This window comes from Streptomyces sp. NPDC040589 (assembly GCF_055594445.1).
Genome location: NZ_JBVIWP010000011.1, coordinates 43,186 through 65,831 on the forward strand (window position 1 = coordinate 43,186; position 22,646 = coordinate 65,831).

Genomic DNA, 22,646 nt, shown 5'->3' on the forward strand with positions numbered 1-22,646 from the left:
CCGGACCGACACCCGGTGGTGAGCCAGATGGTTCTCGGCAGCGACCTCAGGCGGGGTAAAGCGACAGAGGGCCCGCGAGCCGCGGGACGGGGTACGGCGATCGCGGCCGCCCTGGTCCTGGCCCTCGCCCCGGCCCTCGCGGCGTGCAGTGACGACAGCGGCGGCGGCAGTGAGAGCACGCCGCCCACACCGACCGCGGAGCGGACCACGAGCGCCCCGGCGAGCGCGCCGGCGGACCGGACCGCGGCCGAGAAGGAGATCAAGCAGAACTGGGAGACGTTCTTCGACCCGCAGACCTCGACCGAGGACAAACAGGCCGTCCTGGAGAACGGCGACCGGATGGGCCCGGTGCTGCAGGCCTTCAGCGGTGACGAACGCGGCGGGCAGGTCGAGGCGCAGGTCACCAAGGTCGAGTTCACCTCGGCGACCGGGGCGGACGTGACGTACACGCTCACTCTGAAGGGGGCCACCGCCCTGCCGGACGCCTCCGGGACAGCCGTCGAGCAGGACGGCACCTGGAAGGTGTCCGTCAAGACGCTGTGCTCGCTGGTGCAGATGAGCGGCAATGGGTCGCCGGTCCCGGGCTGCTGAGATCCTCGCCGCGGTGCTTTTCCTGGCCCTGAGCGCGGCCTGCGGCAGCCGGCTCCCGGAGAGCGACTTCGAGCGTGACGACCGCTCCCCGGCGCCCCGGGACTCCGCGCCCCTGCGGGTCGGCATCATCACCAGCGCCACCAGCCCGGTCGGCGGCAACGCCTTCACCGGCCCGCGCGACGGTGCCAAGGCCTGGTTCGACCGGCTCAACGCGCGCGGCGGCGTCGACGGCCGCCGCGTCGAGGTTCGCCTGTGCGACGACGGCGGCAGCGGCGTCGGCAACAACGAGTGCGTCCACAAGCTGGTCGAGGAGGACGACGTCGTCGCCCTGGTCGCCACCACCGCACTGGACTACGCGGGCGCCTCCCGTGTCTCCCGCGCGCGCGTGCCCGACATCGGCGGCCAGCCCATCGGCGGCGCCTACGACACCTACCCGCACCTCTACGGCATCTACGGCAGCCTCGCGCCCCGCGACGGCACCACCGGCTGGGACGGCAAGCTGTACGGGGGGACCGAGGTCTACCGCTACTTCAAACGGGAGCACGGCGCCCGTACCGCCGCCGTCGTCTCCTACAACCAGTCCGCGTCCGCCGCCTACGCCCGGCTCGTCGAGCGGGGCCTGCGCGCCGAGGGCTACAAGGTCGTCACCGAGCAGGTCGACTTCGCCCTGCCCAACTTCCGCGCCGTGGCGGCCGATCTGAAGGAACAGGGCGCCGACCTGGTCTTCGACGCCATCGACAGCCACGGCAACGCCCGGCTCTGCCAGGCCATGGACCAGGTCGGCGCCGACGTCACCGCCAAGGTGACCAACGTGCAGAACTGGACGTCCACCGTCCCCGACGACTACGAGGACGCCCCGCGCTGCCGCAACGCCCTCTGGGCGACCGGCGCGAGCCGCGACTTCGACGACACCGGCCACCCGGCCGTACGGGAGTTCCGCGAGGCGACGAAAGACCTGGAGACGCGCTCCCAGTGGCAGCTGGAGGGATGGGCCGCCGCACGCTGGTTCACGGACGCGGCGAAGTCCTGCGCGAAGACCGGCATCACGCGCGCGTGCGTCGACGGCTTCATGAACCGCAGCCAGGGCTACACGGCGGGCGGACTGCTCCTGCCCGTCGAGTTCCGGCGGCTCGCCGAGCCCCCGAAGACCCGCGAGACCTGCCTGTCGGTGGCCCGCTGGCAGGACGGCAAGGGCTGGGTCGGCCAGGGCGACATGAACCGCACCTGCTTCGACGTACCGCAACTGGCGTATGAGCCTTGAGAACAGCAGGGCCTTGAGGACAGTGGCTGTCCGCAAGGGCTGACAGACTCGCTTTCATGTTGGAGACCTCGGCACGCCTGCTGCGTCTGCTGTCCCTGCTCCAGGCCCACCGCGAGTGGTCCGGCGCCGACCTGTCCGAGCGGCTCGGCGTCAGCGCCCGCACCCTGCGCCGCGACGTCGACCGGCTGCGCGAGCTCGGCTACCCGGTCAACGCCAGCCCCGGCACGGGCGGCGGCTACCAGCTGGGCGCCGGTGCCGAACTGCCGCCGCTGCTGCTGGACGACGACGAGGCCGTGGCCGTGGCGGTCGGGCTGCGCACGGCCGCCGGGCAGGGCATCGAGGGCATCGGCGAGACCTCGGTACGGGCCCTCGCCAAGCTGGAACAGGTGCTGCCGAACCGGCTGCGCCGCCGGGTGGGCGCCCTCAACGCCTTCACCGTGCCGATGCTGCGCGGCCCCGTGCCCGACGCCGTCGACCCCGTCGTGCTGACCGAGCTCGCCCACCTCTGCCGGGACGCCGAGCGGCTGCGCTTCGAGTACCGCGGCCACGACGGCACCCTGAGCCGCCGCAGCGTCGAACCGCACCGCCTGGTGTGCACCGAGCGACGCTGGTACCTGGTCGCCTGGGACCTGGAGCGGGAGGACTGGCGCACCTTCCGCGTGGACCGCATCACGCCCAGGCCGCCGCACGGCCCGCGCTTCGTACCGCGCGAGCCACCCGCCGAGGACCTGGCCGCCTATGTCTCCCAGGGCGTCTCCACGCGCGTGTACGCCGCCCACGCAGTCGTGCGGCTCCTGGCGCCCCTGGAGGAGGCCGCCGCCCACATCTCACCCTCCGCCGGGGTGCTGGAGGCCGAGGGCCCCGGCAGCTGCCTGCTGCGCTGCGGAGCCGGCAGCCTCGACGTGATGGTCATCCACGTGGTGATGCTGGGCTTCGAGTTCGAGGTGCTGGAGCCGGTGGAGCTGATCGAGGCGATCAGGAGGACTCGCGACCGGCTTGATGGCGCTTTGGCTCGGGCTGCGCAGTCAGCGCCGCGTACTCCGGATGGTGCAGGTCGAACGCCGGCGACTCGGACCGGATCCGGGGCAACGCCGTGAAGTTGTGCCGGGGCGGCGGGCAGGACGTCGCCCACTCCAGGGAGCGGCCGTAGCCCCAGGGGTCGTCGACCTCGACCTTCTCGCCGTACTTCGCCGTCTTCCACACGTTGTAGAGGAACGGCAGCGTCGACATGCCGAGCAGGAACGCGCCGATCGTCGAGACGGTGTTGAGCGCGGTGAACCCGTCCGCGGCGAGGTAGTCCGCGTACCGGCGGGGCATGCCCTCGGCGCCCAGCCAGTGCTGCACCAGGAACGTGGTGTGGAAGCCGACGAAGAGCACCCAGAACTGGATCTTGCCGAGCCGTTCGTCGAGCATCTTCCCGGTGAACTTGGGCCACCAGAAGTAGAACCCGCCGAAGATCGCGAAGACGACGGTGCCGAAGACGACGTAGTGGAAGTGCGCGACCACGAAGTACGAGTCCGTCACATGGAAGTCCATCGGCGGCGACGCCAGGATCACCCCGGTCAGCCCGCCGAACAGGAACGTCACCAGGAAGCCCGCTGCCCACAGCATCGGTGTCTCGAAGGACAGCGAGCCCTTGAGCATGGTGCCGGTCCAGTTGAAGAACTTCACGCCCGTCGGCACCGCGATCAGGAAGCTCATGAAGGAGAAGAACGGCAGCAGCACCGCGCCCGTGACGAACATGTGGTGCGCCCACACCACCACCGAGAGGCCCGTGATCGCCATCGTCGCGCCGACCAGCGTCAGATAGCCGAACATCGGCTTGCGGCTGAAGACCGGGATGATCTCCGTGATGATCCCGAAGAACGGCAGCGCGATGATGTACACCTCGGGATGCCCGAAGAACCAGAACAGGTGCTGCCACAGGATCGCCCCGCCGTTGGTCGCGTCGAAGACCTGAGCGCCGAACCGCCGGTCCGCCTCCAGCACCAGCAGCGCCGCCGCCAGCACCGGGAACGCCATCAGGATCAGGATCGACGTGAACAGCGTGTTCCAGACGAAGATCGGCATCCGGAACATCGTCATGCCGGGGGCGCGCATCCCGATGATGGTGGTGATGAAGTTGACCGCGCCGAGGATCGTGCCGAAGCCGGACAGGGCCAGCCCCATGATCCACAGATCGGCTCCGAGGCCCGGCGTGCGCTCCGCGCTGTTGAGCGGGGCGTAGGCGGTCCAGCCGAAGTCCGTCGGCCCGGAGGGCACCAGCAGCGAGCCGAGCACGATCAGCCCGCCGAACAGGAACAGCCAGTACGACAACATGTTCAGCCGGGGGAAGGCGACGTCGGGCGCGCCGATCTGGAGCGGCATCAGCTCGTTGGCGAAGCCCGCGAAGGTCGGCGTCGCGAACAGCAGCAGCATGATCGTGCCGTGCAGCGTGAACGCCTGGTTGTACTGCGTGTTGTCGATGATCTGGAGTCCCGGGCGGGCCAGCTCGGCGCGCATCAGCAGCGCCATCACACCGGCGACCAGGAAGAAGAGGAACGACGTGATCAGGTAGAGGTGGCCGATCTTCTTGTGGTCCGTCGTCGTCAGCCAGTCGACGACCACCCGCCCGTGCCGCTTCCTCGGCGCGGGCCGCGCCGTCGCCTGTACGGTCTGCGTCCCCATCGCTCGCTCGCCCTTCGCTCATCGCGCACCGGGCCCGCCGAAGCCCGCGCCGCACGTGCCCGCGAGCTCACGTCATGATGCTCGGGTCACCGCGCGCTCCGACAGGGGCGTATCGGCCTCTCCATGCCCGATCCACGCATTTCCTGTGCGGCGCCGGCTCGGCCGGACCGATGGCGGCGCCGGAATGGAATGGAGCTCCGGGGGTACTTCTCCCGGAACTTTCCGCCGGGCTTTTCCATGAGCTCATGTGACACGCGGGAATTACGATCGAATGCCTGCGGAAGGACTACAGAAGGCCTACGGAACCGCTCGTCCGTGTGACGGACATCGCCGGAAACAGCTGTCGTGATCTTGTGACAGAAGTGTGACCGGGGCCGGACAGCCACCGGGGGTAGCGTGGCGGCATGGCACCGATTCCGACACCTTCCGCGGAACCCGACGACAGCCCGGACACCTATGTCGGCCTGCCGGCCGACCGGGCCGAACACCTCGCGCGTGAGCGCGGCTGGCCGACGGTGCGCTCGTTGCCGCCGGGGGCGATCATCACGATGGAGTACCGCGTGGGACGGCTGAACTTCGAGGTGAAGGGCGGCCGGGTGGCGCGGGCCTGGAAGGGCTGAGACCGAGACACGGCGAAGGCCCCGGTTCCGCTCCGGAACCGGGGCCTTCGTGTGTCCGTCAGGGGTGGGCCGAGGAGGCCGAGCCGCGCGGGTGCCGCTCCGGGTGCGGCGGGCGTCGGCTGCCGGCCGGGGTGACCGGGGTGCGCTCCGAGCGGGCCGTGTGCGGACCCGGGGCCAGGTAGGCCGGGGTCCGGGGCGAACGGGCCGCGATGTCCTCCCGGTCGGCGGGCAGCGGCGTGACCACCACGGGCGGCGCGCTGACCGGGGCGGAAGCCGTACCGCTCAGGCGGGACCGCCAGCGGTCGCGCAGGTCGAAGATCCTGGCCTCGGCACGGGCGATCAGCGGCTCGAACCACGGCAGGGCGAGCATGATCAGCAGGCCCGCGACCCAGCCGAGGAGCACATCGCTCAGCCAGTGCGTACCGAGGTAGACGGTGGCCAGCCCGACGCCGAGCGAGGTCACGGCGGACACGGCGGACAGCCAGCGGCGCGCTCTGGGGGTGGAGGCGAGATAGGCCAGGATTCCCCAGGTCACCACGGCGTTGGCGGTGTGACCGCTCGGAAATATATCGCCGCCGAGGCCCATCTCGTTCGAGCCGATGATGGTCGCGTAGTGCGGCCCCAGGCGGCCCATGCCGTACTTGGCGGCGCCGACCGTGATGTTCAGCAGCAGCAGCGAGACCCCGAGGGCGAGCAGCGGACGCAGGGTGTGCTGCCGCCAGGAGCGCCAGCCCAGCCAGGACGCCACCATCACCGCGGTCGGGCCGCGCTGGCCGAGCACCACGTAGTAGTCGACGAACCAGTGGATCTCCGACCACTGCTGGTACGGCCGGAAGAACATGACCTGCCAGTCGAGCCGGACCAGCCAGGACGTGATCACCACAGCCCACACGATCGCGCCGTAGAACGCCGCGGTGGCGGCGATGAGCACGATGCGGTGCCTGCTCATCTTCGGCACATCGATGTGGGCGGGTCGTTCCGGCTCACGATCCAGCCGGGCGAACACCCGGTCCAGACGGGTGAGCTTCGGTTCGGTACGCACCCAATCGACGTTACAGCGAGTGAGCTCTGATCCCGGGCGAATCAACGGCTTTGTGATGACGATGTGATGTGGGATTCCTCTCAGGAGGAGGTTTATTTCCACCGAATCCGCAATCGTCGGCCGCTGTGGCCTTCAATTCCTTTGATCATTCCGGATGGGGGTTTTATTGCGCTTTTGAATTCGTTCACCGGAGCATGGTGCGGAATTCCCCCGGCGCTCACAGCGGGTCAGGGCGGACCGGAGCCGTTCAGCCAGAACGCCCCGTACACCGCGGAAGTCACCGCGACGGACCCCAGCACCAGCGCTGACCTGCGCGTACGCAGCCGGGCCAGGGTCAGTGCAAGGGGCAGCAGCAGGGGGAAGGCGGGCACCAGCAGGCGCGGTTTCGAGCCGAAGTAGCTCGACGCGCAGAGCGCGAGCGCGGTGACGACCCCGGTGTAGACCAGCAGCGGCAGCGGCTGGCGCTGACGTACCCCGACCACATACAGCCAGATGACTGACGCGACCCCGACGATCAGCCCGACGCCGGCCAGGGCCGAGGGGAACGACGTGAACTTTTCGGCGACGAACCGGGCGAAGGCGTAACCGCCGTCGAAGCCGTTGCGCCACCCGGCCTGCACGTCGAGATAACCGAGCGGCCCCTTGCCGGTGTGGTGGCCGACCCACAGCACGTAGCCGGCGGTGCCGAGGGGGGCCAGCAGCATGCCGAGGACGCGAGAGGCATCGGCGGAGGCGTTGAGGGGGGTGGGGGCCGAAGCGGGGGCGCTTGGCGTGATCCGTGCGCCGTCCGGCTCACCCGCGCGTCGGTCCCGCACGAAAGAGGCAAGGGCCGTCACCCACACCGCCGCCACCACCGCCATCCCCACCGGACGGGTCAGCCCCGCCAGCAGGGCCAGCGTGCCCGCCGCCGGCCAGCGGCCGGTCAGGACCGCGTACAGCGCCCACGCGGCGAGCGCCGTGAACAGGGACTCGCTGTACGCCATCGACTGCACGATCCCGACCGGGAGAACGGCCCACAGCAGCACCGCGCACACCCCGGCACGGCGGCCGTACACATGGTCGGCCACCGCGAAGATCCCCCAGGCCGCGGCGAGAGAGGCGAACAGACCGACGAGGAAACCCCCGTCCGCGTACGACAGCGGGGACACCGCCGCCACCAGCCGCTCCAGCCAGGGCAGCAGCGGGAAGAACGCGAGATTGGAGTGCACGTCCCCGTTCGCCAGGCGCACCTCGTAGCCGTAGCCGAGCTCGGCGACCCTGGTGTACCAGAGCGCGTCCCAGCGAGCGGTCAGCAGCGTGTACGCGCTCTTGTCCCGGGCCGCGCTCCACACGGCCAGGGCGACGAGGCCCAGGGCGCGCACGGCCGCGTACCCCAGCAACGCCGGGGCCGCCCGGCGCAGCGCCCCGGCGCGGGACGACGGGGTCACGCGCGTCTCGAGATCGGTCACGGGCCCGATTATCGACCCGGGGCGGAACCGGGCGGCCGGCCGGGGCGTGGTCGGGACAGAGGGGAGTGGCGGGGGAGTGGCGTACGCCACATCTTTCCGCCGGAACTGTGAGAGGTCCGCCACTAGGCTCCGGCGGGGACTCGCGTACGCTGACGTGTCACTCGCTTTTCGTTTGCGCGGGCCGGAGACCACCGCTCCTCTCCGGCCGAGTCGCGGGGGCGTCCCCCACCCCGTGAGCCCGCCGATCGCGAGGGAACATCTGGGAGGTACGTACATGTCCGGGACGACCACGGCTGCCGCTGCGCTGCGCCGTCGGGCGGCCGGGGCCGGTGCCAACCGCTGGGTGGTTCTCGTCGTCCTCTGCGTCAGCCTGCTGCTGGTCGCCGTGGACGCCACCGTGCTCCACGTGGCCGTCCCCGCCGTCACCGAGGATCTGAGGCCCGGCGGCATCGAGCTGCTCTGGATCGTCGACGTCTACCCGCTGGTCTGCGCCTCGCTGCTGATTCTGTTCGGCACCCTGGGCGACCGCGTCGGCCGCCGAAGGGTCCTGCTCCTCGGGTACGCGCTGTTCGGCGTGGCCTCCGGGATGGCGGCCCTGGCGGACAACGCACCGATACTGATCGTCGCGCGGGCGCTGCTCGGTGTGGGCGGCGCGATGATCATGCCCGCGACCCTGTCGATCCTGCGCCAGGTCTTCCCGGACCGGCGCGAGCGGGCGCTCGCGATCGGCATCTGGAGCGCCGTGGCCGCGGTGGGCGCGGCGGTCGGGCCGCTGCTGGGCGGCTTCCTGCTGGAGCATTTCTGGTGGGGATCGGTCTTTCTCGTCAACATTCCGTTGATGCTGGTCAGTCTTCCGGTGGGGCGGCTGCTGCTGCCCGAGTCGAAGGGCGACGGCACGGGTCCCTGGGACGTCGTCGGCGCCCTGATGGCGGCGGCCGGGCTGTTCGGCATGGTGCTGGGCGTCAAGAGACTCGGCGGCGGGGAGCCGGTGGAGAGCCTGCTCACCGTGCTGCCGTTGGTGGCGGGCGCGGCGCTGCTGGTGGCGTTCGTGCGACGGCAGCGGCGGCGGGCGCACCCGCTGGTGGACCTCAAGATGTTCGCGCGGCCGGCGTTCAGTACGTCCGTCGGCTGCATCGTGCTGGCGATGCTCGCGCTGGTCGGTCTCGAGCTGATCGCGGCGCAGTACCTCCAGCTGGTGCTCGGGCTGTCGCCGCTGGAGACGGGGCTGCGGCTGCTGCCGCTGACGTTCGCCGCGATGGCGGCCGGGCTGGCCGGTGCGCGGATGCTGCGGCGGTTCGGGCCGCGGCGGATGGTGAGCGTCGGGTTCTGCCTCACGGCGTTCGCGGTGGTGCTGCTGACGGCGCTCGGCCGGACGGACGACTGGCCGCTGATGCTGGCCGCGTTCGTGCTGCTGGGTTTCGGGCTGGAGACGACGCTTTTCGGGGCGTACGAGTCGATGCTGAGTGAGGCGCCGCAGGAGCAGGCGGGTGGGGCGGCGGCGATCGGCGAGACGTCGTACCAGCTCGGGGCCGGGATCGGGATCGCGCTGCTCGGCAGCGTGATGAACGCGGCGTACGCGCCTGGACTGTCGGGTGTGTCGGGGGTGCCGGAGTCGGCGTCCTCCTCGGCGGGGCATTCGCTGGGGGAGGCCTACGAGGTCGCCGCGCAGCTGGGCGGGTCTGCCGGGGCCGCTCTGCGGCATGCCGCCCGGGACGCGTTCGTGCACGGGCTGCATGTGACGTTGCTGGTGAGTGCGGGGTTGTTGCTGCTCGGCGCGGTGATGGCGTTGCGGTTGCCGCGGACCATGCAGTGCGAGGAGGAGGCGGGTGCGGTGGAGGTACCCGCGCAGAGGGACGCGACGGAGTCCCGCGTCTCGGTGTGACCCGCCCACCCACGCACCGCCCGTAACTGCCGACCGAGAGGTCAGGGTCGCCCGTGGGGGCGGGGCGCCGTCGGCGGCTTGAGGGCGGTCTGGGCGGGGCATCGAGGGCTGGGGCCGGAGGGCCTGCCGCTCTGCGGTGGCCGGGTGGTGCGGTGGCCCGGTGGCCCGGTGGCCCGGTGGTGCGGTGGTGCGGTGGTGAGGCGGCCTGGTGGCCCCGCAGTCCGGTGGTGAGGCGGCCCGATGGCCCGGTGGCGCGGCGGCCCGGTGGCCCCGCAGTCGGCGGCCCGACGGCCCGGCTGCCCGGTGGCCCCGCAGTCGGTGGCCCGATGGTGCGGTGGTGAGGCGGCCTGGTGGCCCCTCAGTCCGGTGGTGAGGCGGCCTGGTGGCCCCGCAGTCCGGTGGTGAGGCGGCCTGGCGGCCCGACGGCCCGGTGGCCCCGCAGTCGGTGGCCCGGTGGTGCGGTGGTGGGGTGGTGAGGCGGCCTGGTGGCCCTGCAGTCCGGTGGTGAGGCGGCCCGACGGCCTGGCGGCCCGACGGCCCGGTGGCCCCGCAGTCGGTGGCCCGATGGTGCGGTGGTGCGGTGGTGAGGCGGCCTGGTGGCCCGACGGCCTGGCGGCCCGACGGCCCGGTGGCCCCGCAGTCGGTGGCCCGATGGTGCGGTGGTGCGGTGGTGAGGCGGCCTGGTGGCCCTGCAGTCCGGTGGTGAGGCGGCCTGGCGGCCCGGGGGCGTAGGGGCCCGGTGGTGCGGAGGGGATGGTCCCGGGCTGTGCCCGGGGGGAATGCCTGAGCTGGGGGCTCGCTGGGGATCCGGCGTTGGCGTTGGCGGATCGCGGGAATCGGGCCCGCAGGCGCCGATGGTGCTTGGCCCCCGCCGGCGACCTTGAGCCCTCGGTTGGGAGCTACGGGTGGTGCGTGGGTGGGCAGGCGTCGTAGCGTCTTGGTTAGCGGTGCTAGTTAAAGAGCTTCGGAGGGTGCCAGCATGTCCGAGTCGTCCAGGATTCCTCCCTTCGACCCCGCCGATCCCCTCGGCCTCGACGACCTGCTGGATCCGGAGGACCTCGGCATCAGGGACACCGTCAGGGCCTGGGCCGCGGACCGGGTGCTGCCGTATGTGGCCGACTGGTACGAGAAGGGGGAGCTGCCCGAGATCCGGGAGCTGGCAAGGGAGCTCGGCGGGCTCGGTGCGCTCGGGATGTCGCTGAGCGGGTACGGGTGCGCCGGTGCCTCCGCCGTGCAGTACGGGCTCGCCTGCCTGGAGCTGGAGGCCGCCGACTCCGGCATCCGTTCCCTCGTCTCCGTGCAGGGCTCCCTCGCCATGTACGCCATCCACCGGTTCGGCAGTGAGGCACAGAAGCAGGAGTGGCTGCCGAAGATGGCCTCCGGCGAGGTCATCGGCTGTTTCGGACTCACCGAGCCCGACCACGGCTCCGACCCCGCCTCCATGCGGACGTACGCCAAGCGCGACGGCTCCGACTGGGTGCTCAACGGGCGCAAGATGTGGATCACCAACGGCTCGGTCGCCGGTGTCGCCGTCGTGTGGGCGCAGACCGAGGACGGGATCCGAGGGTTCGTCGTGCCGGCCGGCAGCAGTGGGTTCTCCGCGCCGGAGATCAAGCACAAGTGGTCCCTGCGCGCCTCGGTGACCAGCGAACTCGTCCTCGACGACGTACGACTGCCCGCCGACGCCGTACTGCCGGAGGTCACCGGCCTGCGCGGACCGCTCAGCTGTCTGTCCCACGCCCGGTACGGAATCGTCTGGGGCGCCATGGGCGCGGCCCGCAGTTCTTTCGAGGCCGCGGTCGACTACGCGAAGTCGCGGGAGCAGTTCGGGCGGCCCATCGGCGGCTTCCAGCTCACCCAGGCCAAACTCGCCGACATGGCGGTCGAACTGCACAAGGGGATTCTGCTCGCCCATCATCTGGGGCGGCGTATGGATGCCGGCCGCCTGCGTCCCGAACAGGTCAGCTTCGGCAAGCTCAACAACGTTCGGGAAGCGATCGAGATCTGCCGCACGGCCCGCACCATTCTCGGCGCCAACGGGATCTCGCTCGAATACCCCGTGATGCGGCACGCGACCAACCTCGAATCGGTGCTCACCTACGAGGGCACCGTCGAGATGCACCAGCTCGTGCTGGGCAAGGCCCTCACCGGACTCGACGCCTTCCGGTAGACGCCGTCCGGTGAACCCTGCGCGGGGGCAGGGCCGGTGAGCGGCCCTGCCTCAGCTCTGGTTGAAGAAGCCGTCCGTGCGGTGCCCGGCCGGGTCGCCGTTCACGATCTCCGTGTTGGCGGGGGTCAGCAGGAACACGCGCGTCGACACCCGCTCGATCGAACCCCGCAGGCCGAAGATCAGCCCGGCCGCGAAGTCGACCACGCGCTTGGCGTCGGCGGCGTCCATGGCCGTGAGGTTCATGATGACCGGCACGCCCTCGCGGAACAGCTCGCCGATGGCGCGGGCGTCCCGGAAGCTGTCCGGGGTCACCGTGCCGATGCGGCGTCCTCTCTCCTCGGCGACGTCCGAGGCCACCTTGACACGCGGATCGGTGACCCAGGCCTCCCCGGACTCGGTCCCGTCGGAGTAGTCGTCGTCGTAGTAACGCTCGTCTTCGTTGTCGTCGACGAGGCCAAGCCAGGCACTTGCCTTGCGTACCGATCCCATGGACGCCTCCTCTCACAGCGGTCTTTCTGCTTTCCGCATCCCTATGGTCGTCCATGATGCGGATGGCGCGCCAAGTGGATAGACGCCGCACGGGGGGTTTGTGACGGTACTGGTGCACAGCGATTCCGTCGAGAGTCCGTGTTTCCCAAGGGCCTTGTCGTAAACGACTGCTGACTGTGAGTGAAATATGATTCTTCACGGCGTTTGGGTGATGGACAGTGCGTACGGGTGAACGGGTTGGCCGATACTATGCGGCGCTCAAACGTCGTACGGAGCGCGGGGGACGTCGTGTTCGGAATGGTCAGGCCCTGTCGGCATCGGCTCGGTGAGAGTCTCACCGCCCAGTGGATGGCGCATTTGTGTGGGCTGTGTCTCGCGTTGCGCGGGGACCACGGGCAGCTCGCGCGGATCGTCACGAACTATGACGGGCTTCTCGTCTCTGTATTGACGGAGGCTCAGACGGGCCTCGCGACCGGCGCGTCGAGTGGTGTGGGACGGCGTACGGCGGGTCCCTGTCCACTGCGCGGGATGCGCACCGCGTCCGTCGCGCACGGTGAGGGAGCGCGGCTCGCGGCGGCGGTGTCGCTGGTGCTCGCCTCCGCCAAGGTGCGCGACCATGTCGCCGACGGCGACGGGCTGCTGGCCCGGGCGCCGGTGGCGCGCGCCGCGCGCCGGGTCGCGAAGGGCTGGGACCGGGCCGGGGCGCGGACCGGCTCCGCCGTCGGGTTCGACACGGCCGTCCTCGTCGATGCCGTGGACCGGCAGGGCGGCATCGAGGCGCTCGCGGGGCCCGGGACGCCGATCCTGACGGTGACCGAACCGACCGAGACCGCGACCGCCGCCGCCTTCGCGCACACGGCGGTCCTCGCCGGCCGGCCGTACAACGCCGGGCCGCTCGCCGAGGCCGGACGCCTCTTCGGGCGCCTCGCCCATCTGCTGGACGCCGTGGAGGACCGGCATACTGACGCCGCGTCAGGCGCCTGGAACCCGATCACCGCGACCGGCACCTCTCTCCAGGAGGCCCGGCGGCTCGCCGACGACGCGGTGCACGGCATCCGGCTGGCGCTGCGGGAGGCGGAGTTCACCGACGGGCGGCTGGTGCACCGGCTCCTCGTGCACGAGCTGCGCACCTCCGTCGACCGCGCCTTCGGCACGGCCTCCTGTGCTCACACCGCCGCTCCCGAGGCGGCCGGCCCCCATGCGCCGCCCGGTACCGGCGCTCCGGGCGGCCCCGGCGCCCCGCTGCCGCCGGAGCCGCCGCGCGGCAACCGGCGCGGGCTGCTGGCCGGATGCGCGGTGTGGCTCGGGCTCGCCTGTACGTGTCAGATGTGCTGCGGCACGTACCAGGACCCGTGGACGGGCGAGCGCAAGGAAGGACAGTGCGGCAACTGCGACTGCAGCGGATGCGGGGACTGCTGCAGCTGCTGCGACTGCTGCGGCAACTGCTGTGACAACTGCGGCTGCGACGGCTGCGACTGCGGCTGTAACTGCTGAGGCACCGTCAGGAAAGGTTGGCGGCCGAAAGGCCCCCTTGCGCCTACCGGCCGTTCGGCCGAATACTCCCCCCACAGCGCTTGTCAGGGGCACGGCGTGTTCGGGAACCGGACGCGCGGTCCCAGGCTGCGCCTCACGGGCCCGAGACCCCACGAGGGCCCCCTACTTCCCCTGTGGAGGAACGAAAAGTGAGGATCAAGCGCACCACCCCCCGCAGCGGCATCTCGAGACGGACCCGGCTGATCGCCGTTTCCACCGGCCTCGTCGCCGCCGCAGCGATCGCGATCCCCAGCGCGAACGCCTCCGACACCCCCACCACCTTCAGCGCCGCCGAGCTCAAGAGCGCGAGCGGCTCGATACTGAAGGCCGACATCCCGGGCACCGCCTGGGCCGTCGACAGCAAGAACAACCAGCTGCTCGTGACCGTCGACAGCACGGTCACCCAGGCCGAGATCGCGAAGATCAAGCAGCAGGCCGGCGCCAACGCCGACGCGCTCACGATCAAGCGCACCCCCGGCAAGTTCAACAAGCTCATCCAGGGCGGCGACGCCATCTATGCGAGTAGCTGGCGCTGCTCCCTCGGCTTCAACGTCCAGAACAGCAGCGGCCAGCAGTTCTTCCTGACCGCCGGTCACTGCACCGACGGCGCGGGCACCTGGTACTCCAACTCCGGCCGCACCACGGTCATCGGCTCCACCGCCGGCTCCAGCTTCCCGGGCAACGACTACGGCCTGGTGCGCTACAGCGGGTCCGTCGCCAGGCCCGGCACGGCGAACGGCGTGGACATCACGCGCGCGGCCACCCCGAGCGTGGGCACCACCGTCATCCGCGACGGCTCCACGACCGGTACGCACAGCGGCCGGGTCACCGCCCTCAACGCCACCGTCAACTACGGCGGCGGCGACATCGTCTCCGGCCTGATCCAGACCACCGTCTGCGCCGAGCCCGGCGACTCCGGCGGCTCGCTCTACGGCAGCAACGGCACCGCGTACGGTCTGACCTCCGGCGGCAGCGGCAACTGCTCCTCCGGTGGTACGACGTTCTTCCAGCCCGTCACGGAGGCCCTGAGCGCCTACGGGGTCAGCGTGTACTAGGCCCTACCGGGCAGCAGTAGGCAGCGTTCTGTGCCCCCGCACGCACTGCGTGCGGGGGCTTTCCTTTGTGGGGTGGGGCAGTTTGTGGCTGCTTGTCATTGTTTAGGGAGAGTGCAAGGAAAGGTGTGTCAATATCCGCCCCTCGGATGCCGATTGGGGCCGGTCGGTTGGGCGATTTTCAGCCATGGCCAGACCTCGCAGAGTGTGCACACATTACTCACGCGTAATGTTTGCAGTGTGAACGCGCGTGAAGCGTGTGCGAGTTGGGTCCGATTTGACCGTGCGCGGTCAAAATGCGGGGGCGTGGGGTCGGCAATCTACGCGCGTCCTGAACTCGACCTTGTGTGCTGCCCGTTGTCCTCGGAATAGTGGGCGCTCGTCAACAAGGCCTTCCGGCCCGCGAGGTCCCCACAACCTCCCGGGTCGACCCCCCACAGGAGGACGTGAGTTGAAGCACCGACGCATACCCAAGCGGCGTGCAGCCCTGGCAGGCGCGGGTGTCGCCGCACTGGTCGCCGCGGGAGTGACCTTCCAGTCTGCGAACGCCAGTGAGCCTGCGAAGGCCTCCGCGCCCGAGACCCTGTCGGTCTCCGCGGCCGGAAAGCTCGCCTCGACGCTGGCCAAGGACCTGGGCGCCGACTCGGCGGGTACGTACTACGACACGAAGAGCAAGAACCTCGTGGTGAACGTGCTCGACGAGGCCGCGGCCAAGGCCGTCGAGAAGGCCGGCGCCAAGGCGAGAGTCGTGGCGAACTCCCTCGCCGAGCTGAAGAGCGCCCGCAGCACGCTGAAGGCGGACGCGACGATCCCCGGCACCGCCTGGGTGACCGACCCGACGACGAACAAGGTCGTCGTGACCGCCGACCGCACGGTCTCCAAGGCCGAGTGGACGACGCTGACGAAGGTCGTCGACGGGCTCGGCGCGAAGGCGGAGCTGAAGAGGTCGAAGGGGGAGTACAAGCCCTTCATCGCCGGTGGCGACGCGATCACCGGTGGCAGCGGCCGCTGCTCGCTCGGCTTCAACGTGGTCAAGGGCGGCGAGCCGTTCTTCCTGACCGCCGGGCACTGCACCGAGGGCATCTCCACCTGGTCGGACTCCAGCGGCAAGGAGATCGGCACCAACGCGGACTCCAGCTTCCCGGACAACGACTACGGGCTGGTCAAGTACACCGCCGAGGTGGCTCACCCGAGCGAGGTGAACCTCTACAACGGCTCGACCCAGAAGATCTCGGGTGCCGCCGAGGCGACCGTCGGCATGGAGGTCACGCGGAGCGGGTCGACGACCCAGGTGCACGACGGCAAGGTCACGGGGCTGGACGCCACCGTGAACTACGGCAACGGCGACATCGTGAACGGTCTGATCCAGACCGACGTCTGCGCCGAGCCCGGTGACAGCGGCGGCTCGCTCTTCTCGGGCGACAAGGCGGTCGGGCTCACGTCCGGTGGCAGCGGTGACTGCACCTCCGGTGGGGAGACGTTCTTCCAGCCGGTGACCGAGGCGCTGTCGGCGACCGGTACCGAGATCGGCTGACTCGTAGCTTTGTGAAGTCCCGCCCCTTGTGTGAGGGGCGGGGCTTTTGCGTGTGTTGCGCGCTGTTTGTCGTGTGCCGGTGGTGGTGGGTCGGGGCCGTGTCGGGGGGTGTCCGTCCTCGGAACGGCGCGATGGGGTGAGAGACCGACTGACTGGCGTTGACGCGCCAACCAGCTGCGGGCGGACACCCCCCGACACGTCCCCTTCCGTGCGTGCGCCGGTGCGGGCGCTGCGGGCGGACACCCCCCACACGTCCCCTTCCGTGCGCACGCGGGTGCGGGTGCGTGCGTCCTACGGTGTGTGCGCCGGGGGTGTGGTGTCCGCTCGCTTGCGCAGTGCGGCGGCCACCAGGGTGATGGCCGCTCCCGTCACCGCCCAGGCCGTCAGTACCAGGAGTGATGTGGTCATGGCGTTGTTCTCGAAGTAGGCGATCGAGCGGGTGGCCCAGGTGCCGGCCCCTGGGGGGAGTGCCGGGCCGATCGCCTTCCAGAAGGGCGGGAGCAGGGGTGGGGGGAGGGCGCCGCCGGCGCTCGGGTTGCCGAGGATCACCACCAGGAGGATCACCAGGCCGATACCGATCGTGCCGAAGACGCCCTGGAGGGCGAGGGTGGCCGCTCCCACGGCGAAGATGATCAGGGTGCCCAGGCCCCAGAGGGCCGCTGTGCTGCCGGGGAGGGCGTCCAGGATCGGGCCGGTGATGAGGGCTCCGCCCAGGCCGCCGATGATCGCGACCAGGGCCATGACCGCCAGGCGGATCGCGGCGCGCTCGGGGTTGGACGGTTTCGCACCCGCGCTGATGGCCAGGGCCGCGGCGCCCAGGTAGCCGCCCACGCACCAGCCGACCACCAGGTAGAAGGACGAGAGCCCGTTGGGGTCGTGGTCGGCGGAGGGGATGACGTCGACGGTGCGGAAGGTGCGCTTCTCCGGCCTCTCCAGGGTGGTGACGAGGGCCGTCAGGGTGTTGGCGAGGACCCTGCCGCCGCCGGAGGCCACGAGCAGGGTGTCGGTGCCCGCCGGGTCGATGATCAGGGCGGCGTCGATGTCCCGGTTCGTGATCTGGTTCCGGGCCGTGGCCGCGTCGGGCAGTGCGCGGGGGTCCAGTGGGGAGCCGGGCAGTCGTTCCAGTCGGGTCACCGCTTGTGCGGAGGCGGCCTGTGGGGCGACCACCGCGAAGGGCACGTCCTTGGGTTTCGGGTCGTGCAGTGCCCCCACGTAGGAGGCGATGAACAGCAGCTGGAGGGCGATCACGCCGAGGATGAGCAGGGTGGCCCGGGGGGTGACGGCGTCTTTCACCTCGCTGAGGAACGAGCTGTGCGGCATGCCTCCACGGTCGGGGGCGTTCGGGTGTTTCCGCAGGTGGGGTGGGGCCGAACGGATGTCGCACACGCATTCGAAAATTGGTCTATGGTGGGGGTGAGGTAGCTGGGAACAGATGTTCGAGAGCTGGTGTGGCTCACGAGTGCGGGAGGTGCGTGTGCCGGGGTTCACGCATCTGCACACCGTCTCCGGATTCTCGTCGCGATATGGAGCCTCGCATCCGGAGCGGCTGGCCGAGCGTGCCTCCGAGCGGGGCATGGATGCCCTGGCTCTCACCGATCGCGACACGCTCGCCGGTGCCGTCCGGTTCGCGAAGGCCTGTGCGACGGCGGGGGTCCGTCCGGTGTTCGGGGCGGATCTGGCGGTGGCGGGCGCCCAGGCTTCCCAGGGCGACGACCGGCGGGGGCGGCGTCGGACTCCGGTGCGGGGCGGTGCCTTCGTCGACGAGTCGGCCCCCCGCGTGATCTTTCTCGCCCGGGACGGTGCCCGGGGATGGGCCGAGCTGTGCCGGCTCGTCTCGGCGGCGCATGCGGGGGAGGGGCCTACGCCTCTGCTGCCCTGGGAGCACCGTCAGGCCGAGGGGCTGACCGTGCTGCTCGGGCCCGAGTCGGATGTCGGGCGTGCCCTGGCCGCGGGGCGTCCCGATCGTGCGGCGCGGCTGCTCGTGCCCTGGCGGGAGGTCTACGGCGACGACCTACGGCTGGAGGCCGTCTGGCATGGCCGAAAAGGTACGGGTCCGGGGTCCCTGCGGCTGGCCGCCCGTACCGTCGGGTTCGCCGCCGAGCAGCGGATCCGGCCCGTGCTCAGCAACGCCGTACGGTACGCCGACTCGGGGCTGGGGCCGGTCGCCGACGTCCTGGACGCCGCCCGGCGGCTGGTCCCCATCGACCCGACCAAGGAGCTGGACTCCGGCGAGGCCTGGCTCAAAGGGGCGGGTGCCATGTTCGGGGCGGCGGAGCGGATCGTGGAGGCCGCGGGGTTCCGGCGGGACACCGCTCACCGGCTGGTGGAGCAGACCGAGGCCGCGGCCGCCGAGTGTCTGGTCGACCCCGAGGACGATCTCGGCATCGGTACCGTCCACTTCCCCGAGCCGCATCTGGTCGGCGCCGGGCGTCGTACCGCCCAGCGGACGCTGGCCTCGCGGGCGGTGGCGGGGATGGTGCTGCGCGGGTACGACCGGCGGCGGGAGTACTGGGAGCGGATGCACCATGAGCTGGACATCATCGCCCACCATGGCTTCGCTTCCTATTTCTTGACCGTCGCCCAAGTGGTCGACGATGTGCGGGGGATGGGGATCCGGGTCGCCGCCCGGGGGTCCGGGGCGGGGTCGCTCGTCAATCATCTGCTCGGGATCGCGCACGCCGATCCGATCGAGCACCGGCTGCTGATGGAGCGGTTCCTGTCGAAGGAGCGGGTCGTGCTGCCCGACATCGACATCGACGTGGAGTCCGCGCGCCGGCTGGAGGTCTACCGCGCGATCATCGGCCGGTTCGGCACCGAGCGGGTCGCGACGGTCGCGATGCCGGAGACGTATCGCGTGCGGCACGCCATCCGGGATGTGGGGGCCGCCCTGTCCATGGACCCGGCCGAGATCGACCGGGTCGCCAAGTCCTTTCCCCATATCCGGGCGCGGGACGCCCGTGCGGCCCTGGAGGAGCTGCCCGAGCTGCGCGCGCTGGCGGGGGAGAAGGGGAAGTACGGGAGGCTGTGGGAGCTGGTCGAGGGGCTGGACGCCCTGCCGCGCGGGGTGGCCATGCATCCGTGCGGGGTGCTGCTGTCGGATGCCTCGCTGCTCGCGCGTACGCCGGTCATGCCGACCAGCGGCGAGGGTTTTCCGATGTCGCAGTTCGACAAGGACGACGTCGAGGACCTCGGGCTGCTGAAGCTGGACGTGCTGGGTGTGCGGATGCAGTCGGCGATGGCGCACGCGGTGGCGGAAGTGGAGCGGGCATCGGGTGTCCGGGTCGATCTGGGCGCCCTGCCGCAGGGGGATCCGGAGACGTACCGGCTGGTGCGGTCCGCCGAGACGCTCGGGTGCTTCCAGATCGAGTCGCCGGGTCAGCGGGACCTGGTCGGGCGGCTCCAGCCGGCCACTTTCCACGATCTCGTCGTCGACATCTCACTGTTCCGGCCCGGGCCGGTCGCCGCCGACATGGTGCGGCCGTTCATCGAGGCGCGGCACGGGCGGGCGCCGATCCGTTATCCGCATCCGGATCTGGAAGGGCCGCTGAAGGAGACGTACGGGGTCGTCGTCTTCCATGAGCAGATCATCGACATCGTCGACATCATGACCAGGTGCGGGCGTGGTGAAGCGGACCGGGTGCGGCGGGGGTTGTCGGATCCGGAGTCGCAGGGGCGGATCAAGGTGTGGTTCGCGCAGCACGCGGCGGCCCGGGGTTATGACGCGGAAACGATTCAGCGGACCTGGGAGATCGTCGAGGCCTTCGGGTCGTACGGCTTCTGCAAGGCGCACGCGGTCGCCTTCGCCGTGCCGACGTATCAATCGGCGTGGCTGAAAGCGCATCATCCTGCCGCCTTCTATGCCGGGCTGCTGACGCACGACCCCGGGATGTATCCCAAGCGGCTGCTGCTGGCGGACGCGCGGCGGCGGGGCGTGCCGGTGCTGCCGTTGGATGTGAACACGTCGGGGGTCGCACACCGTATCGAACTGGTGTCCGGTAGCTGGGGGCTGCGGCTGGCTCTCTCCGATGTGCACGGCATCAGCGAGGCCGAGGCGGCGCGGATCGCCGAGGGGCAGCCGTACGCCTCACTGGTCGACTTCTGGGAGCGTGGCCGGCCCAGTCGTCCGCTGGCCCAGCGGCTCGCGCAGGTGGGGGCGCTGGACGCGTTCGGCGCCAACCGCCGTGATCTGCAACTGCATCTGACCGAGCTGCACCGGGGCGCACGGGGCGCGGGCGGCGGCCAGCTCCCGATGGCCGGAGGGCGGAAGACCGCCCCGGCAGGGCTGCCCGACCTCTCCTCGGCGGAGCGGCTCAGCGCCGAACTGGGCGTGCTGTCCATGGACGCATCGCGCCATCTGATGGACGACCACCGGAAGTTCCTCGACGAGCTGGGCGTGGTCTCGGCGCGGCGGCTGCGCGAGGCCCGGCACGGGGAGACGGTGCTGGTCGCGGGCGCCAAGGCGGCCACCCAGACGCCGCCGATCCGGTCCGGCAAGCGGGTCATCTTCTCCACTCTGGACGACGGCACGGGCCTGGTCGACCTCGCCTTCTTCGACGACTCACACGATGCCTGCGCCCACACCGTCTTCCACTCCTGGCTGCTGCTGGTGCGCGGGGTGGTGCAGCGGCGCGGCCCGCGCAGCCTCAGCGTGGTGGGCGCCGCCGCCTGGAACCTCGCGGAACTGCTGGAGGTGCGCCGGGAAGAGGGGCTGGAGGGGGTCGCCGCCCGGCTGGCCGGCGCCGGCGTCTTCGGTGACGACGGTGAGGGAGCGCCCGAACCGGCCGGCTCCGCCGACCAGGAGCCGACGGACCAGCGGAAGATCCGCATGCCCACGGGGTACGAGATGCACCCCTGGGCCGATCTGCGTCCCGCGGGCGAAGGACCCGCGGTGGGACGGAAGTTGTGGCACCAGAGTCCGGGGAGTGCGGGATGACCATCCTCTGCGTACGTTTCCAGCTGCCTCCGACACGCGAGGCCGATCTGCCCCGACTGCTCGGGATGCTCGAGGAGTTCACGCCTGTCGTCCAGGCCCTGCCGCCGGACGGGGCGCTGGCCGACCTGCGGGGCGCCGAGCGGTACTTCGGGCGGGACGCCGTCGAACTGGCCTCGGTGATCCGGGTGCGGTCGCTCGCGCTGTACGGCGTCGACTGCGTGATCGGCGCCGGGCCCGGGCCGATGCTGGCCCGTGTCGCGCTGGGCGACGCCGTGCCCGGGGTGACGTCCGCGGTGCCCGAGGGGCGGGACGCCATCGCGGAGTTCCTCGCGGAGAAGCCCGTCGCCGCGCTGCCCGGCGTCGGCACCGCGACCGCTCGTACGCTGGGCGACTACGGCCTCGACACCCTCGGCCTGGTCGCCGCCGCGCCGCTGTCCACGCTCCAGCGGCTGGTCGGCGCGAAGGCCGGCCGTGAGCTGCGCGAGAAGGCGAACGGCGTCGACCGCGGCCGGGTCGTCCCGAACGCCGTCTCCCGATCGCTCGCGACGGAACGCCCCTTCGAGCGCGACGAACTGGACCCGGACCGGCACCGCCGGGCGCTGCTGTCCGCCGCCGAGGAGATCGGCGCCCGGCTGCGCGCCCTGGACAAGGTCTGCCGCACGCTCACGCTCACCGTGCGCTACGCCGACCGGTCGGCCACCACCCGCAGCCGCACACTGACCGAACCGACCGCGCACTCACCGGCGCTGACCAGGACCGCGTACGGCATGTACGAGGCGCTCGGTCTGCAGCGCGCCCGGGTGCGCGCGATCGTCCTGCGCGCCGAGGGACTCGACCCCGCCGACCAGGCCTCCTACCAGCTGACCTTCGACCCCGTGGACGAGCGGGTCCGCCGTATCGAGGAGGTCGCGGACCGTGCGCGAGCCAAGTTCGGGCCGCGGGCGGTGATGCCCGGGGGGCTGGCGGCGTAGGTCCCTCCGCGTGACGTCAGTTGGCCCACGGCGGCGCGATGCGGGTGCCGTCGGTCAGCTGTGCCTCCAGGCCGATGGAGGTGGTGACCCAGGAGTACGCGGTCCGGCCGGTCGGGTTCTCGACGGTCAGGGTGGCGCCGGGGCTGACGATCACCGTGTCGCCCGCCGTGATCCGGTCGGTGCGGCCGTCGAGGGTGATCAGCAGCTCGCCGTCGAGCAGATGGAAGATCTCCTCCCGGCTGACCGTGTGCGCGGGAGCCTTGAGGCCGGCGGGAATCTCACCGCGCCAGGCGCACAACTCCTCGCTCCCGCTCAGCGGTGTGGCGTACGAGACGAAACGGGCGCCGTGGATCTCGTGCGTGACGGCTTCCGAGGAGCGGATGACGGGCATGGCTGCCTCCGGTCGACTGGTCGGGCAATATGGTCAAGTAACTTGACTATATGGTCAAGCTG

General features: G+C 71.0%; 16 protein-coding genes and 1 pseudogene. 11 read left to right on the forward strand and 6 right to left on the reverse strand.

What is annotated here, in order from left to right; all coding sequences use genetic code 11:
* Positions 1-27 precede the first annotated feature (27 nt).
* From ACZ58V_RS35080 to ACZ58V_RS35090, 3 genes are read left to right on the forward strand one after another with little or no spacing between them, the layout of a single operon-like run.
* On the forward strand, positions 28-591 hold the full coding sequence (locus tag ACZ58V_RS35080) for an MTB12 C-terminal domain-containing protein (RefSeq protein WP_471295204.1): 564 nt from the start codon (positions 28-30) through the stop codon (positions 589-591).
* Complete coding sequence (locus ACZ58V_RS35085; RefSeq protein ID WP_471295207.1) at positions 566-1,852, forward strand: ABC transporter substrate-binding protein; 1,287 nt, start codon at positions 566-568, stop codon at positions 1,850-1,852. The genes ACZ58V_RS35080 and ACZ58V_RS35085 overlap by 26 nt, the downstream gene beginning before the upstream one ends.
* Positions 1,853-1,908: 56 nt before the next feature.
* A complete protein-coding gene (locus ACZ58V_RS35090; protein ID WP_471295209.1) occupies positions 1,909-2,949 on the forward strand; it encodes a helix-turn-helix transcriptional regulator in 1,041 nt (346 codons plus the stop codon).
* Here ACZ58V_RS35090 and ctaD read toward each other — a convergent pair.
* A pseudogene (ctaD, locus tag ACZ58V_RS35095) lies at positions 2,948-4,519 on the reverse strand (aa3-type cytochrome oxidase subunit I); the annotation flags it as partial. The gene ACZ58V_RS35090 and the pseudogene ctaD overlap by 2 nt on opposite strands.
* Positions 4,520-4,923: 404 nt before the next feature.
* On the opposite strand from ctaD, the gene ACZ58V_RS35100 reads away from it, so the two are divergent.
* Entirely contained in the window at positions 4,924-5,139 is a 216-nt protein-coding gene (locus ACZ58V_RS35100; RefSeq protein WP_382498034.1) for an I78 family peptidase inhibitor, read from the forward strand.
* Positions 5,140-5,197: 58 nt separating this feature from the next.
* Here ACZ58V_RS35100 and ACZ58V_RS35105 read toward each other — a convergent pair whose 3' ends face one another.
* Positions 5,198-6,181, reverse strand: a complete 984-nt coding sequence (locus ACZ58V_RS35105; protein ID WP_471295211.1) for a phosphatase PAP2 family protein — start codon at positions 6,179-6,181, stop codon at positions 5,198-5,200.
* A 227-nt stretch (positions 6,182-6,408) separates the two neighbouring features.
* Complete coding sequence (locus ACZ58V_RS35110; protein ID WP_471295212.1) at positions 6,409-7,629, reverse strand: hypothetical protein; 1,221 nt, start codon at positions 7,627-7,629, stop codon at positions 6,409-6,411.
* Between the two features lie 274 nt (positions 7,630-7,903).
* On the opposite strand from ACZ58V_RS35110, the gene ACZ58V_RS35115 reads away from it, so the two are divergent.
* Both ACZ58V_RS35115 and ACZ58V_RS35120 read left to right on the forward strand, forming a co-directional pair.
* Positions 7,904-9,511: an MFS transporter gene (locus ACZ58V_RS35115; protein ID WP_468197157.1), complete on the forward strand. Its 1,608-nt coding sequence runs from the start codon at positions 7,904-7,906 to the stop codon at positions 9,509-9,511.
* A 979-nt stretch (positions 9,512-10,490) separates the two neighbouring features.
* Entirely contained in the window at positions 10,491-11,681 is a 1,191-nt protein-coding gene (locus ACZ58V_RS35120) for an acyl-CoA dehydrogenase family protein (RefSeq protein ID WP_468197160.1), read from the forward strand.
* A 51-nt stretch (positions 11,682-11,732) separates the two neighbouring features.
* Here ACZ58V_RS35120 and ACZ58V_RS35125 read toward each other — a convergent pair whose 3' ends face one another.
* Positions 11,733-12,170 (reverse strand): cell division protein SepF, encoded by a 438-nt coding sequence (locus ACZ58V_RS35125; protein WP_184597617.1) that lies wholly within the window; start codon positions 12,168-12,170, stop codon positions 11,733-11,735.
* A gap of 288 nt (positions 12,171-12,458) precedes the next feature.
* Here ACZ58V_RS35125 and ACZ58V_RS35130 point away from each other — a divergent pair, with 288 nt between their 5' ends.
* The 3 genes from ACZ58V_RS35130 (at position 12,459) to ACZ58V_RS35140 (ending at position 16,289) form a co-directional block, all read left to right on the forward strand.
* Complete coding sequence (locus ACZ58V_RS35130) at positions 12,459-13,664, forward strand: DUF5685 family protein (protein WP_468197163.1); 1,206 nt, start codon at positions 12,459-12,461, stop codon at positions 13,662-13,664.
* Between the two features lie 188 nt (positions 13,665-13,852).
* Complete coding sequence (locus tag ACZ58V_RS35135; protein ID WP_471295215.1) at positions 13,853-14,758, forward strand: S1 family peptidase; 906 nt, start codon at positions 13,853-13,855, stop codon at positions 14,756-14,758.
* A 448-nt stretch (positions 14,759-15,206) separates the two neighbouring features.
* Complete coding sequence (locus ACZ58V_RS35140) at positions 15,207-16,289, forward strand: S1 family peptidase (protein ID WP_468197168.1); 1,083 nt, start codon at positions 15,207-15,209, stop codon at positions 16,287-16,289.
* 291 nt (positions 16,290-16,580) lie between these two features.
* Here ACZ58V_RS35140 and ACZ58V_RS35145 read toward each other — a convergent pair whose 3' ends face one another.
* The gene (locus ACZ58V_RS35145; protein WP_471295217.1) at positions 16,581-17,609 is read right to left on the reverse strand and encodes a DUF3533 domain-containing protein; all 1,029 of its coding nucleotides are present in this window, start codon (positions 17,607-17,609) and stop codon (positions 16,581-16,583) included.
* A 154-nt stretch (positions 17,610-17,763) separates the two neighbouring features.
* Here ACZ58V_RS35145 and ACZ58V_RS35150 point away from each other — a divergent pair, with 154 nt between their 5' ends.
* Both ACZ58V_RS35150 and ACZ58V_RS35155 read left to right on the forward strand, forming a co-directional pair.
* Positions 17,764-21,222 carry a DNA polymerase III subunit alpha gene (locus ACZ58V_RS35150; protein ID WP_471295218.1) on the forward strand — a complete coding sequence of 1,153 codons (3,459 nt, stop codon included), beginning with the start codon at positions 17,764-17,766 and terminating at the stop codon, positions 21,220-21,222.
* The gene (locus ACZ58V_RS35155; protein ID WP_468197173.1) at positions 21,219-22,193 is read left to right on the forward strand and encodes a DNA polymerase Y family protein; all 975 of its coding nucleotides are present in this window, start codon (positions 21,219-21,221) and stop codon (positions 22,191-22,193) included. The genes ACZ58V_RS35150 and ACZ58V_RS35155 overlap by 4 nt, the downstream gene beginning before the upstream one ends.
* A 16-nt stretch (positions 22,194-22,209) precedes the next feature.
* Here ACZ58V_RS35155 and ACZ58V_RS35160 read toward each other — a convergent pair whose 3' ends face one another.
* Positions 22,210-22,584 (reverse strand): cupin domain-containing protein, encoded by a 375-nt coding sequence (locus tag ACZ58V_RS35160; RefSeq protein WP_468197175.1) that lies wholly within the window; start codon positions 22,582-22,584, stop codon positions 22,210-22,212.
* Positions 22,585-22,646 lie beyond the last annotated feature (62 nt).

What these genes read in the sequence shown, in the direction of transcription:
- ACZ58V_RS35080 (WP_471295204.1), top strand. Translation starts at nt 28, where the DNA reads ATGGTTCTCGGCAGCGACCTCAGGCGGGGTAAAGCGACAGAGGGCCCG.
- ACZ58V_RS35085 (WP_471295207.1), top strand. Translation starts at nt 566, where the DNA reads ATGGGTCGCCGGTCCCGGGCTGCTGAGATCCTCGCCGCGGTGCTTTTC.
- ACZ58V_RS35090 (WP_471295209.1), top strand. Translation starts at nt 1,909, where the DNA reads ATGTTGGAGACCTCGGCACGCCTGCTGCGTCTGCTGTCCCTGCTCCAG.
- ACZ58V_RS35100 (WP_382498034.1), top strand. Translation starts at nt 4,924, where the DNA reads ATGGCACCGATTCCGACACCTTCCGCGGAACCCGACGACAGCCCGGAC.
- ACZ58V_RS35115 (WP_468197157.1), top strand. Translation starts at nt 7,904, where the DNA reads ATGTCCGGGACGACCACGGCTGCCGCTGCGCTGCGCCGTCGGGCGGCC.
- ACZ58V_RS35120 (WP_468197160.1), top strand. Translation starts at nt 10,491, where the DNA reads ATGTCCGAGTCGTCCAGGATTCCTCCCTTCGACCCCGCCGATCCCCTC.
- ACZ58V_RS35125 (WP_184597617.1), bottom strand. Translation starts at nt 12,170, where the DNA reads ATGGGATCGGTACGCAAGGCAAGTGCCTGGCTTGGCCTCGTCGACGAC.
- ACZ58V_RS35145 (WP_471295217.1), bottom strand. Translation starts at nt 17,609, where the DNA reads ATGCCGCACAGCTCGTTCCTCAGCGAGGTGAAAGACGCCGTCACCCCC.
- ACZ58V_RS35155 (WP_468197173.1), top strand. Translation starts at nt 21,219, where the DNA reads ATGACCATCCTCTGCGTACGTTTCCAGCTGCCTCCGACACGCGAGGCC.
- ACZ58V_RS35160 (WP_468197175.1), bottom strand. Translation starts at nt 22,584, where the DNA reads ATGCCCGTCATCCGCTCCTCGGAAGCCGTCACGCACGAGATCCACGGC.